The organism is uncultured Polaribacter sp., from assembly GCF_947501385.1.
GTDB lineage: Bacteria > Bacteroidota > Bacteroidia > Flavobacteriales > Flavobacteriaceae > Polaribacter.
This window is the reverse complement of record NZ_CANMVP010000002.1, coordinates 161,142-173,849: the sequence shown is the minus strand read 5'-3', so window position 1 is coordinate 173,849 and position 12,708 is coordinate 161,142. Positions and strand designations below refer to the sequence as shown.

15 protein-coding genes are annotated in these 12,708 nt (G+C 30.8%); 11 read left to right on the top strand and 4 right to left on the bottom strand.

The window, feature by feature from the left end:
- Window positions 1-11: 11 nt before the first annotated feature.
- The 10 genes from Q0998_RS02290 to Q0998_RS02245 all read left to right on the top strand — a co-directional run bounded on the left by Q0998_RS02290 (window position 12) and on the right by Q0998_RS02245 (window position 7,637).
- A complete protein-coding gene (locus Q0998_RS02290; protein ID WP_299665652.1) occupies window positions 12-1,373 on the top strand; it encodes a 2TM domain-containing protein in 1,362 nt (453 codons plus the stop codon).
- Entirely contained in the window at window positions 1,373-1,684 is a 312-nt protein-coding gene (locus tag Q0998_RS02285; RefSeq protein ID WP_299665649.1) for a 2TM domain-containing protein, read from the top strand. Before Q0998_RS02290 ends, Q0998_RS02285 begins: the two co-directional genes overlap by 1 nt.
- A 1-nt stretch (window position 1,685) precedes the next feature.
- Window positions 1,686-1,982, top strand: a complete 297-nt coding sequence (locus tag Q0998_RS02280; RefSeq protein WP_299665646.1) for a 2TM domain-containing protein — start codon at window positions 1,686-1,688, stop codon at window positions 1,980-1,982.
- Between the two features lie 7 nt (window positions 1,983-1,989).
- Window positions 1,990-2,325 carry a 2TM domain-containing protein gene (locus tag Q0998_RS02275; RefSeq protein ID WP_299665643.1) on the top strand — a complete coding sequence of 112 codons (336 nt, stop codon included), beginning with the start codon at window positions 1,990-1,992 and terminating at the stop codon, window positions 2,323-2,325.
- Between the two features lie 4 nt (window positions 2,326-2,329).
- Window positions 2,330-2,641, top strand: coding sequence for a 2TM domain-containing protein (locus Q0998_RS02270; RefSeq protein WP_299665640.1), 312 nt, complete (start codon window positions 2,330-2,332; stop codon window positions 2,639-2,641).
- 98 nt (window positions 2,642-2,739) lie between these two features.
- Entirely contained in the window at window positions 2,740-3,495 is a 756-nt protein-coding gene (locus Q0998_RS02265) for a LytTR family DNA-binding domain-containing protein (protein ID WP_299665637.1), read from the top strand.
- Between the two features lie 282 nt (window positions 3,496-3,777).
- A complete protein-coding gene (locus tag Q0998_RS02260; RefSeq protein ID WP_299665634.1) occupies window positions 3,778-4,773 on the top strand; it encodes a bifunctional oligoribonuclease/PAP phosphatase NrnA in 996 nt (331 codons plus the stop codon).
- Between the two features lie 194 nt (window positions 4,774-4,967).
- Entirely contained in the window at window positions 4,968-6,539 is a 1,572-nt protein-coding gene (locus Q0998_RS02255) for a helicase HerA-like domain-containing protein (RefSeq protein ID WP_299665632.1), read from the top strand.
- 45 nt (window positions 6,540-6,584) lie between these two features.
- Entirely contained in the window at window positions 6,585-7,151 is a 567-nt protein-coding gene (locus Q0998_RS02250) for a hypothetical protein (RefSeq protein ID WP_299665629.1), read from the top strand.
- 117 nt (window positions 7,152-7,268) lie between these two features.
- Entirely contained in the window at window positions 7,269-7,637 is a 369-nt protein-coding gene (locus Q0998_RS02245) for a cupin domain-containing protein (protein ID WP_299665626.1), read from the top strand.
- Here Q0998_RS02245 and Q0998_RS02240 read toward each other — a convergent pair.
- Window positions 7,634-8,335: a TIGR02206 family membrane protein gene (locus tag Q0998_RS02240; RefSeq protein ID WP_299665623.1), complete on the bottom strand. Its 702-nt coding sequence runs from the start codon at window positions 8,333-8,335 to the stop codon at window positions 7,634-7,636. The genes Q0998_RS02245 and Q0998_RS02240 overlap by 4 nt on opposite strands.
- 144 nt (window positions 8,336-8,479) lie before the next feature.
- Here Q0998_RS02240 and Q0998_RS02235 point away from each other — a divergent pair, with 144 nt between their 5' ends.
- The gene (locus Q0998_RS02235) at window positions 8,480-9,511 is read left to right on the top strand and encodes an AI-2E family transporter (RefSeq protein WP_299665620.1); all 1,032 of its coding nucleotides are present in this window, start codon (window positions 8,480-8,482) and stop codon (window positions 9,509-9,511) included.
- Here Q0998_RS02235 and Q0998_RS02230 read toward each other — a convergent pair.
- From Q0998_RS02230 to ffh, 3 genes are all read right to left on the bottom strand, one after another.
- Window positions 9,508-10,416, bottom strand: a complete 909-nt coding sequence (locus Q0998_RS02230; RefSeq protein ID WP_299665617.1) for a YitT family protein — start codon at window positions 10,414-10,416, stop codon at window positions 9,508-9,510. The genes Q0998_RS02235 and Q0998_RS02230 overlap by 4 nt on opposite strands.
- 4 nt (window positions 10,417-10,420) lie before the next feature.
- The gene (folD, locus tag Q0998_RS02225; protein ID WP_299665614.1) at window positions 10,421-11,296 is read right to left on the bottom strand and encodes a bifunctional methylenetetrahydrofolate dehydrogenase/methenyltetrahydrofolate cyclohydrolase FolD; all 876 of its coding nucleotides are present in this window, start codon (window positions 11,294-11,296) and stop codon (window positions 10,421-10,423) included.
- A 66-nt stretch (window positions 11,297-11,362) separates the two neighbouring features.
- A complete protein-coding gene (ffh, locus tag Q0998_RS02220) occupies window positions 11,363-12,691 on the bottom strand; it encodes a signal recognition particle protein (RefSeq protein ID WP_299665612.1) in 1,329 nt (442 codons plus the stop codon).
- Between the last annotated feature and the right edge of the window lie 17 nt (window positions 12,692-12,708).

Here is a 12,708-nt window from a genome sequence, read left to right as displayed (position 1 = left end):
AATAAGAGATAATGAAAAACCAAGAAATTTATACCATAAGAAGCTTAAAGAATGCCGCAATCTTATGTTTAAAAATGACCATACTATTCGGAATTATTTTTGGTATAATATTCGGGCAAAGAACTTTAGAAGGCATTGTATGGTCTTTCATTATCTCTGGAATGTATTCTTTTGGATTGGGCTTTGGAAATGGTTTTATAAACAACTATTTATCTTCTAAGTGGGATTGGATTACACAGACAAACCAAAGAGTTTGGGCAGGTATTATTGCTACTATTTTATATACAATTCCTGTTGTATTATTGATTGATTATGTAGTTTTTATCGTATTAAATAACAATAGTATAGACGATTTTTTTTCTGGTAATTTTCTTGTGATTCATCTTTTCTATATCATTCTTTCCTTAGGAGTTTCTACTTTTTTACACGCAAGAGGTTTTATGCAGAATTGGAAAACTGCCATGACCAAAGAAACAACAAAACAAGAGATTGTAGCAAAAACAGAAACTGCAAAATTTGAGTCTTTAAAAAATCAGTTAGACCCACATTTTTTATTTAATAGTTTAAATGTGTTAACGAGTTTAATTGGCGAGAATCCTTTACAAGCTGAAAGGTTTACCACAAAATTATCTAAAGTTTATAGATATGTTTTAGAGCAAAGAAATAAAGATTTAGTCCCAATTTCCGAAGAACTAAAATTTGCAAAAACCTATATGGAATTGTTAGGAATGCGTTTTGAAGAAGCCGTAAAATTTAACATTCCAGAGGCAATAAGTAATAATGAGCTAAAAATTGTGCCATTATCCTTACAGCTTTTATTAGAAAATGCAGTAAAGCACAATGTGGTTTCAACATCAAGACCTTTAACTATAAATATTTATGAAGAAGATAGGTATTTAATAATAGAAAATAACATCAATCCTAAAGAAGCAATAGGAAAAAGCACCAAAGTAGGTTTGCAGAATATTGCTGATAGATATGGATTAATCACTCAAAAAGGAGTAAAAATAGAAAATAATAACAAAACATTTAAGGTGAGTTTACCTCTCTTAATTAAAATGAACAATACGATGTATCCAGATAATATAGAAAATAGCAACTATGTAAAAGCAGTTGAAAAAGTAGAGAAATTAAAAGAATTTTATCAGAATTTAGCATCTTACTGCTTGGTAATTCCTTTTTTAATATTTATAAATTTAAGATTTTCACCAAGTTTTCACTGGTTTTGGTTCCCGATTTTTGGATGGGGAATCGGTTTAGCTTTTCACTTTTTAGAAGTTAATAATTACAATATTTTCTTAGGAAAGAATTGGGAAGACAAAAAAATCAAAGAGATGATGGAGAAAGAAAACAGACAAAGCAATTACAGATAATGAGAAAAGAACAAACTCAAGAGCAAAAATTTGTTTTGGCAAGAAAGCGAGTTGAAAAAATTAGTAAGTTTTATAGACACTTCATCATATACATTGTTGTTAATATTTTCTTAAGCGCCATTTTTATAGTTGGAGATATTGAGGATGGAGATACTTTTAACGAAGCAGTTTTTAATTATCATAATTATAAAATTTGGTTGTTTTGGGGAATCGGCATCCTTTTTCAAGCATTAAACGTTTTTGGAGAAAAGTTATTTTTCTCTAAAAATTGGGAACAAAGAAAAATAGAAGAATATCTAAAAAACAATTAAAATGAATCAAGATTTTACAGAAGAACAAAAATATTTAAGTGCTAAAAAAAGAGTAAAAGATATCAAAGGGTTCTACACGCATTTAGCAATTTATTGTTTAGTAATACCGATTATAATTTTTGTAAACCTAAAATTTGAACCCCATTTTCATTGGTTTTGGTTTTCTCTTTTAGGGTGGGGAATAGGTTTGTCTTCGCACTGGTTCAGCATTTTCGGATTTCGATTATTGGGTTTTGGAAAAAATTGGGAAGACAAAAAAATTAAAACTATGATGAATGAATACAATCAGATAAAATAGCATTAAAATGAATCAAGATTTTATACAAGAGCAAAATTATTTAAGAGTTAAGAAAAAAGTAAAAGCCATCAAAGGGTTTTATGTTCATTTGGTTGTTTATATTTTAGTGAATATTTTTATTAGTGGTATTATCATCTTTGGATTAACAAGAGATGGAGACAGCAGTTTTTCTGAAGCACTTTCTAATTTTGGAGTGTATTCTACTTGGTTTTTCTGGGGAATCGGAATGTTTTTTCACTGGTTAGGCGTTTTTGGTTTTAAATCGATTATTGGTTCTAAATGGGAAGAAAGAAAAATTCAACAATTGTTAGACAAAGAGAATAAGCGTTATAAAAATAATTAGGTATATGGAAATTGAAAATCATCACAAACTAAAAAGAGCCAAAAGACGAATTGAGGAAATTAAAAAATTTTACAAACATTTGGTTGCCTACACGCTATTTAATATAATTCTTACGTTTTTCTGGTCGTTTTCTTTTAAACTGTATGGAGATGTTATTTTTAGTAATAAAATGAATGATGATGGCTTTTTACACTATCCGATTTGGTTGGTATGGGGATTTTTAGTATTGATACATGCGATTAAAACTTTTGGCTTCCCGAATCTATTCAGCAGTAAATGGGAAGAGAAAAAGATAAAAGACTATATGAAAAAGTAAATTTTAGTTTCGAAGTTGCATCGTTTTCATGTAAAATTCCTAAATTTAATTTTTAATGCCAAACCGAGCTTTCCGAAGTTCTACAACCTAACAAAAAAATGAACGTATTAATAATTGAAGACGAAAAACCAGCAGCAAGAAGATTACATAGAATGGTTACTGAATTAGGTTTAGAAGTTCAGCAAATGTTACATTCTGTGGAAGAATCTTTAAATTGGTTACAAAATAATGAACATCCAGATTTGATATTTTTGGATATTCAATTATCAGATGGATTATCGTTTGAGATTTTTGAAGAAATTGAGATCAAATCTGCCATTATATTTACAACAGCCTATGATGAGTATGCGTTAAAAGCCTTTAAACTAAACAGCATCGATTATTTATTAAAACCTTTAGATGAAGATGAATTAAAAGTAGCAGTAGATAAATTTAAAACACAGCAACCTACAAAAACAGCTGTGAACGTAAATTTAGATGACATTCGTAAATTATTGATAAATCCTGTAGATCGAAAATTTAAAAAACGAATTTCTATAAAAGTAGGGCAGCATATTAAAATTATAAATATAGACGAAATTGAGTGTTTTTATAGCGAAAATAAATCTACTTATATACATACTTCAGAAAATAGAAATTACTTATTAGACAACTCTCTAGAGCACTGGCAAGAACAACTAGATCCTGAACAATTTTTTAGAGTGAATAGAACTTTTATCGTTCATATCAATGCAATTAAAGATATTATAGCGTATTCCAACTCACGCTTGAAATTAATTTTGAATTCTTATACTGAAGCTGAAATTATTGTGAGTAGAGAACGTGTGAAGGATTTTAAGAATTGGATTGACTGATGCAGTTGGTTTTTATACTAGCGTTTTAACTTGTATTATTAGAAGCTATTTCCAGCTTTCACTACTCGCTTTTTTTATTCAGAAAAAGAATAAAAAAGAGCTCAAACAAACCGTTCAATCTGGGCTAGAATTGTTTGCTAGCTTTTATCAAATTGAAATACAGAAACTAATTTTTAAAATGCTTATTTGTAGAACTGTATAAAAGAAACAATAAACCTAACTTCGCGAATTCTAAAAAAGATTCAATTGGGCTACTATTCGCAATTGGAAAAAAGAACTTACATGAACATTTACAAACAAATTGAAGCAGAAATTCAAGCTGCTTCTCATATCGTAATTACAGCACACAAATCTGCAGACGGAGACTCTATTGGAGCTTCTTTAGGCTTGTTACATTTTATAGAGAAACTCGGTAAGAAAGCCGTGATTTGTCATCCAGACAAAGCGCCAGAATTTTTATATTGGTTAGATACTTCGGCTATTCTTTTAATGGATGAAAATCCTGAGGAAGTTACAACTCAAATGAAAAAAGCAGATGTAATCTTCTGTTTAGATTACAATGCAACCAACCGTGTTGGACCAGAGATGCAAGTTTTGTTAGAAGAAGCTACTGCTAAGAAAATTATGATGGACCATCATTTGAATCCAGAAGATTTTCCAACGTTGACAGTTTCTGAAACAACCGCATCTTCTACGTCTCAATTAATTGTAGAGCTAATAGAACAGTCTGGACATCTAGATTTGTTAGATGAAAAAATTGGAACACCCCTGTATTTAGGTATTTTAACAGATACAGGTAGCTTTAGGTTCAGTTCTGTGCAACCGCGGACACATGAGATTTTAGCTAAAATTTTAGCTTCAGGAGTGCAACATCATGTAATTCACGAAAAATTAAGTGACAACAATACAGAAACGCGTTTGCGTTTGCAAGGATATGCAATGAGTGAAAAATTAGAGATTTTACATGACTACAATGTTGCCATTATTTCTTTATCTAAAGAAGAATTGGCAAAATATCAATATAAAAAAGGAGATACTGATAATTTGGCAAATTTGATTTTATCTATTAAGGGCATGAAAGCTGCCATTGTGTTTACAGAAAGAGATGGAATTATGAAAATTTCTTTCCGTTCTAAAGGTGCAGAAACCCCTGTGAATGTTTTAGCAAAAGAACACTTTAATGGTGGAGGTCATGCAAATGCTTCTGGTGGAATGAGTGATTTGACAGTAACTGAAACATTAGAAAAATTAAAAGCATTGATTCCGAAATATTTTTAAAAATAATAGGTATTTTTTTCTAATAGTATGCAAAAAATTGAACGAGTTTCTAACTTTTGTTAAATGTTAGAACCTTTTATTATAGGAGTGTATTTGAGTCTTTACAATATTTTTTCTAAAACTATTCCAAACAAAATCTTCAAATAATTTCTTAACGATGAAACTTTGATTATTTTTATCAAAATTTAGTTTTCATGAGTCAACGCGAGGAATTTTTTGAATACATAAACAACGGTTATAAAACAAAAGGCGATTTTATAGCACTAGGAGCTGCCATGTTGGGTGAAGAAACCATCACAGATGCCATTGTAAAAATTCCTTTGAAAACCTTAAACAGACACGGTTTAATCTCAGGTGCAACAGGAACAGGAAAAACAAAAACCTTGCAAGTTTTAGCTGAGAATTTATCAGAAAAAGGAATTCCGGTTTTATTAATGGATATTAAAGGAGATCTTTCTGGGTTGGTGCAGCCAAGTCCTGGACATGCAAAAATAGAAGAACGACATGCAAAAATTGGTTTCCCTTTTACAGCACAAAAATTTCCAATAGAAATACTAACAATTTCAGAACAAGAGGGCACAAGAATGCGGGCAACTGTTTCAGAATTTGGTCCTGTTTTATTATCAAGAATTTTAGATTTAACAGAAACCCAAAGCGGCATTGTTTCTATCATTTTTAAATATTGTGATGATCATAAGTTTGCCTTATTAGATATTAAAGATTTTAAGAAAGTATTGCAATTTGTGACCAACGAAGGCAAAGAAGAAATTCAAGCAGAATATGGGCGAATTTCATCATCATCTACAGGTGCAATTTTGCGGAAAATTGTTGAAATAGAACAACAAGGTGGCGATTTGTTTTTTGGTGAAAAGTCTTTTGAAGTAGAAGATTTAACAAGAGTAGATGAAGATGGCAAAGGAATCATTTCAGTTTTACGTCTAACAGACATTCAAGACAAACCCAAATTGTTTTCAACATTTATGTTGCAATTGTTGGCAGAAGTATATGAAACGTTTCCAGAACAAGGAGATGCTGGAAGACCAGAACTCATTATTTTTATAGACGAAGCACATTTGGTTTTTGAAGAAGCATCAAAAGCATTGTTAAATCAAATAGAAAGTATTGTAAAACTAATTCGTTCTAAAGGAATTGGGGTGTATTTTGTAACTCAAAACCCAAAAGATGTTCCAGAAGATATTTTAGCGCAATTGGGGTTGAAAATACAACATGCATTAAGAGCGTTTACAGCAAAAGACAGAAAAGCAATTAAGTTGGCGGCAGAGAATTACCCAAGCTCAGTTTATTATGACACAAAAGAAGTATTGACAAAATTAGGTATCGGAGAAGCATTTGTATCTGTTTTAAATGAAAAAGGAATTCCAACTCCATTGGCAAGAACAATGCTAAGAGCACCAATGAGTAGAATGGATATACTTACTAAAAAAGAATTAAAACAAGTTGTAAATAACTCTAGACTCTTTTATAAATACAATGAAGCCTTAGATAGAGAGAGTGCTTATGAATTGTTAAATTCTAAAATAGAAAAAATACATCTTGCGGAAGCAAAAGCCATCAAAGATGCCGCAGATAAAAAGGAAAAAGAAAAGATAGCAAAAGAGAAGGAGAAAGAAAAACAGCGAGAAGAAAAAGCAACCAGAAGTTATACGAGAAGAAGAAGTACTGCGCAAAATCCTTTGATAAAGGTACTTACCAGTGCAACTTTTATTAGAGCAGCATTTGGAATATTAAAAAAAGTTTTAAAATAACAAAAAGTTAAAAATCACGTTATAATAACGTAAAGCGAAAAAAAAATGATTAAAAAAAGTATTTTATCAATAGTTGTAATTGCATGTTCTCTTTTAATAATTAGTTGTGGAGATGGTGGTAAATTCGAAATAGAGAAAGGAAAAGTTGGGCATTTAACTCCAAAAACAACCATTAAAGAATTAGATAAAATTTTTGAAAATGATTCTATTGTAAAAAATCTAAGTGAAGGAGCTTTAGGAGATAATTATTTTCAAGATGATGATGAATATTTGGTTTTTGAAAAAGGAGGGAAGCACATTCTAACAATCATACCAAAAGAACAATTAGATTCTGTTTCTACGATTAAAAGTATAGAAATTCACGATTCAAGATATCAAACGGAAACAGGTATCAATATCAATTCTAGTTTTTCAGAAATAAACACCAATAATAATATCAATAGAATAGAAGCTACGTTAAAGTCTGCCACTTTATTTATAGACGATTTAAATGCGACGATAGCTATAGATAAGGAAGAATTAGGTATGAAAAGTTTTACAGCTCAAAAAGTTACTCTAGAGCAAATACCAGATTTGGCAAAAATGAAATCTTTTATTATTTGGTTTAATTAATACAGATTTTTTTTAAATCAAGCTTCTGTTATGTTTTTTAGTGAAGCGCTAAAATGTTAACATTTATCTTGAATACAAATAAAAGATCTAAACGCTTGCATAAAAAAGAATTCCGGTATGAAAAAAAAATATACAATTCAAAATGCACCTTTTGTCGTTCCAACTACAGATGGTAAATTGATAGAAGAACACTTCGGCAACGCTACAGATGGTAATTCTCAATTGAGTATTGCGCACATGATTGCGCCTTCTGGCTGGAGCGAACCTTTTCAAACTCCAGAATTTGATGAATATACCTATATCATGAAAGGTAAAAAGCAGTTTATTATTGATGAGGAAATTTTAATTTTAGAAGCCGGTCAATCTATAAAAATTGAAAAAAATACTAGAGTTCAATATTCAAATCCTTTTAAAGAATCATGCGAATATTTAGCAATTTGTTTGCCCGCATTTTCTATGGATCTTGTAAATAGAGAAGAGGTTTAAACTGGTTTTCTTGTCAGATAAAAAGGGAGGTAAATCAATAAAAAATACGGAATTACAATGAGTTGCACCACAAATATATATTGAGGCCAATCTCCAAAAAGATCTAACAAAGTTGCTGCATTTGGTTTTCTATTTGTGTAGAAATAGTTAGAGCCTAAAAAATAATTTAATATGAATGTAAAGATCATGTAAACTTGCATTCCTAAGAATGATTTCCCAACGCTTTTTAAAGTGGGTCTCATTTTATAAATAAAGGTGGCAAACATCATAAAAATAACCAAACCTGCATGAACAAACCAATATCTAAAAAAAGGAAAGTTGAGGTAATTATTTTCATCTGGAGTGATTAAAGATTGCAAAGTACCTGCCAAGATTAAGAAAAAAAATATTTCGTAATATAAAAATTTTCGCGTGCTTGATAATATCGGAATAATTATCGCCATAAAACTACACAAATGCAATGGTAAATCTTCTTGATAATTAAAATCACCTTTGTAGAGCTTTAAAAATGTTCCAAAAATCACCGTTAATGAAATTGAAAAAGCGAGCATATTTCCAATGTTATGCTGAATTTTCTCTTTCTGTTTTTTAGTAAATAGAATTAGCATACAACCAAAAGTGATAAAAAAAATGACCACCCATAAATGTTGGTGAGAAAAAGGTATAAAATTGTTATTTTCTTTTAGAAAAAAATCCATGAAAATTTCATATATTTTGTGCAATCTAAAAAATATATGTGAGACCTAAAACTGACGTTGGAAAAGTCTTTAAATGAGTTAATTAAATAACGGATAACATCAAAATTAAAAGCTTACCTTTAATGCATTGCAACAAAATATGATATGAAAGATACAATTGCACCAAAAACCATTAGACAGGTTTTTGTATTACTATTAATTTTATTCATAGGTATCCTTATTTTTAGGGAATTGATGCCTTATTTATCTGGTATTTTAGGAGCAATAACTATTTATGTTTTGCTAAGAAAATATATGATTCTTTTAGTAAAAAAAAGGTGGAAGCCAGATTTAGCCGCCATTTTTTTAATGTTGATTTCTTTTGTCTGTATATTATTACCTGTAACGGGTATTGTAATGATGCTTGGTAACAAAATTGGTGATGCTGTTACAAATTCTGAGGAAGTAGTAGTTGCTCTAAAAGGTTTCTCTAGAAAAATTGAAAGCAGATTTGGTTTTGATTTGGCCGAAAAAATAAATATTACTGAAGTTTCTACTTGGGTTACGGATAATTTAGAAGGTTTTGCAGGGAGTACTTTTAATATTTTTATAGCTATTGGTATTATGTATTTTCTGTTGTATTATATGTTTACAAACAGATCTGAGCTCAGAAATTCTTTGTACGAATACATTCCTATTAGTGAAAAGAATTTAAAAATTATAGGACAAGAGTCTCAAGCAATGGTGCGCTCAAATGCAATTGGAATACCTCTAGTTGCCATTGCACAAGGTATTATTGGTTTAGTTGGTTTTTTAATTTTTGATATTAATGATCCTTTCTTTTGGTTTGTTATTGTAACGGTAGGTTCTATGATCCCTTTTGTCGGAACACTCATTGGTATTGTACCCGTATTTATTTTAACACTCTCAACAGGAAACAGTTTTTCTGCTTGGGGAATATTTTTTTATGGCTTAATTGTAGTAGGTTCTACAGATAACATCATTCGTCTTCTTGTATTGAAAAAATTAGACAATGTACATCCTTTAATAACATTAATTGGTGTTATTGTTGGGGTTCCTTTATTTGGCTTTATAGGGCTTATTTTTGGACCACTCTTAATCAGTTTATTTTTAGTAATTGTAAGGATTTACAGAAAAGAATTTGGCGCACATAAAGAAGAAAAACCTATACTTTAATGCATCGAAGATTGTGTAGAAGTATACAGTTTTTTATTTTTCTTTTTATTGATGTAATGCCTTAAAACGCCACCTTTTACACTATTTACATCAAACTCAACAATAAATGCATCTGTATCTATGGTTTGCACAATTCTATGCATTTTTTTAATATCTATTCTATTTACAATAGAATGTATAATATCAAAATCTTCAATTTTACCATTGTTTCCAAAACCTGAAGAACCTTTATAGATTGTTAAACCAACTCCTAAATCTTTAATAATTGCTTTTCTTATCATATCATGCTTTTTTGAGACGATGGTAACACCTATAAAATCCTCAAAACCCTCAATAACAGTATCTGTAACTTTTGCAGCAATGATATAGGTTAAGATGGAATAAAGAGCCACTTCAACAGAAACTACAAAGGCTGTAATACCAAATAAGATGATATTAAAGCATAATACTATTTTACCAATACTAATTCCAAATTTATCGTTCAAATAAATCCCTAAAATCTCTGAACCATCTAAAACCGAACCGTTTCTAATGGCAATTCCAATGCCTGAACCGACTAACAAACCTCCGAAAATGGAAATTAACAGTTTATCATTTGTAATTGTTTGAAAATTTTCAACATGTATAAAAGCGGCCAATCCTATAATACTAATAATAGATTTTATAACAATACGTTTAGACACCGTAAAATAGCCAAGAATCAAAAAAGGAATGCTAAAAAACAGTAATAAGTAAGACATGTTAATATCTACTTGTGTCCTTACCAAAAGTGCAATACCTGTAACACCACCATCTAAAAAACCATTTGGCAGTAGAAAAGCTTTTAAGCCCAAACTAGTTAATACAATACCAATAAATATTTGGAAGTATTCAAAAAAGTAGGTAATAGCAATTTTACGATTCATGGTTTTATCTTTTTCTTTGGCAAGCCAATAAAGTATTTTTTAATAACATTGCAATCGTCATAGGACCCACGCCACCAGGAACAGGAGTAATAAATTCAGACTTTTTAGCAACTTCATTAAAAGCAACATCACCTACCAATCTAAATCCGCTTTTTTTAGATGAATCTGGCAAACGAGTAATACCAACATCTATTACGGTTACATTGTCTTTCACCATGTCTGCCTTTACAAATTCTGGAATTCCAATTGCTGCCACAATAATATCTGCCTGTAAAGTAAGTTCTTTTAAGTTTTTTGTTCTACTATGACACATGGTAACAGTTGCATTACCAACTTTTCTTTTTTGAGAAAGTAAAATACTCATAGGACTACCAACAATATGGCTTCTTCCTAAAATAACCACATGTTTCCCCGAAGTTTCAACATGGTATCTTTCTAACAATTCTAAAATACCAAATGGCGTTGCAGAAATAAAAGTCGGTAAGTTTAAAGCCATTTTTCCAACATTTGTAGGGTGAAATCCGTCTACATCTTTATCTGGGTCTATCGCCATTAGAATCTTTTGCTCATCTATATGTTTTGGCAACGGAAGTTGAACGATAAAGCCATCAATATCATGATCAACATTTAAAATAGCAATTTCATTCAGCAAATCTTCTTCGGTGGTATCTTCTGGCAACCTAATTAATGTAGACTCAAAACCAACACGCTCACAAGCTTTTACTTTTGCATTTACATACGTTATACTTGCACCGTCATTACCAACTATAATAGCTGCTAAATGTGGTGTTTCATGTCCTCTATCTATTAAATCTCTTACTTCTAAAGCAATTTCTTCTTTAATATCTGAAGCTGTTTTTTTTCCGTCTAATAAAATCATTGTTCTTCTTGTTGAATATGTTGTAAATGAAAAAAGATAAACATATCAGTTTATCTTTCTTTTAAATTATTGCATTCCTTTCATCATTTGCATCATCTTTTTGCCTCCACCGCCTTGCATCATCTTCATCATTTTGCTCATCTGATTGAATTGCTTCATTAACTGATTTACTTCTTGTATGGTAGTTCCAGAACCTTTTGCAATTCTCTTTTTTCTGCTGGCATTGATACTTGTGGGTGTGCTTCTTTCAGAAGGCGTCATTGAATGTATAATTGATTCGATTCCTTTAAAAGCATCATCATCAATATCTACATCTTTTAAGGCTTTTCCAGCTCCAGGAATCATACCCATCAAATCTTTCATGCTTCCCATCTTCTTGATTTGCTGAATCTGATTTAAGAAATCATCAAAACCAAACTGATTTTTAGCAATCTTTTTCTGCAATTTTCTAGCTTCTTCCTCGTCATATTGATCTTGGGCTCTTTCAACAAGAGAAATAACATCTCCCATTCCAAGAATCCTGTCTGCCATTCTATCTGGATGAAAGACATCAATAGCATCCATTTTTTCACCTGTACCAATAAATTTTATGGGTTTATCTACTACAGATTTTATGGAAAGTGCTGCTCCACCACGGGTATCACCATCTAATTTGGTAAGAACAACTCCATCAAAATTTAAGATATCATTAAATGCTTTGGCAGTATTTACAGCATCTTGCCCAGTCATAGCATCTACTACAAACAAGGTTTCTTGTGGTTGAATGGCTTTATGAATGTTAGAAATTTCATTCATCATTTCTTCATCTACAGCCAAACGACCTGCGGTATCAATAATCACCACATTTTTTCCGTTTGCTTTTGCATGAGCGATGGCATTTTTAGAAATTTCTACAGGATTATTATTACCAACTTCAGCATACACTTCAACACCAATTTGTTCCCCTACAACTTGTAATTGATTAATGGCAGCGGGTCTGTAAACATCACAGCCTACTAAAAGTACTTCTTTTGCTTTTTTAGTTTTTAAGAAGTTTGCTAATTTTCCAGAAAAAGTAGTTTTACCAGAACCTTGTAAACCAGACATTAAAATAATGGTTGGTGAACCTCCTAAATTAACACCAACAGTTTCGCCACCCATTAATTGAGTTAGTTCATCTTTAACCAACTTTACCATTAATTGCCCAGGATTTAACGTAGTTAATACATCTTGTCCTAAAGCTTCGGTTTGAACTTTTTTAGTGAATTCTTTGGCAATTTTAAAGTTCACATCGGCATCTAGCAAAGCTCTTCTAACTTCTTTTAAAGTTTCTGCAACATTTACTTCTGTAATTTTACCGTGCCCTTTTAAGGTGTGTAAGGCTTTATCTAATTTATCGCTTAAATTATTAAACATAATTTGTGTCTTTTTTT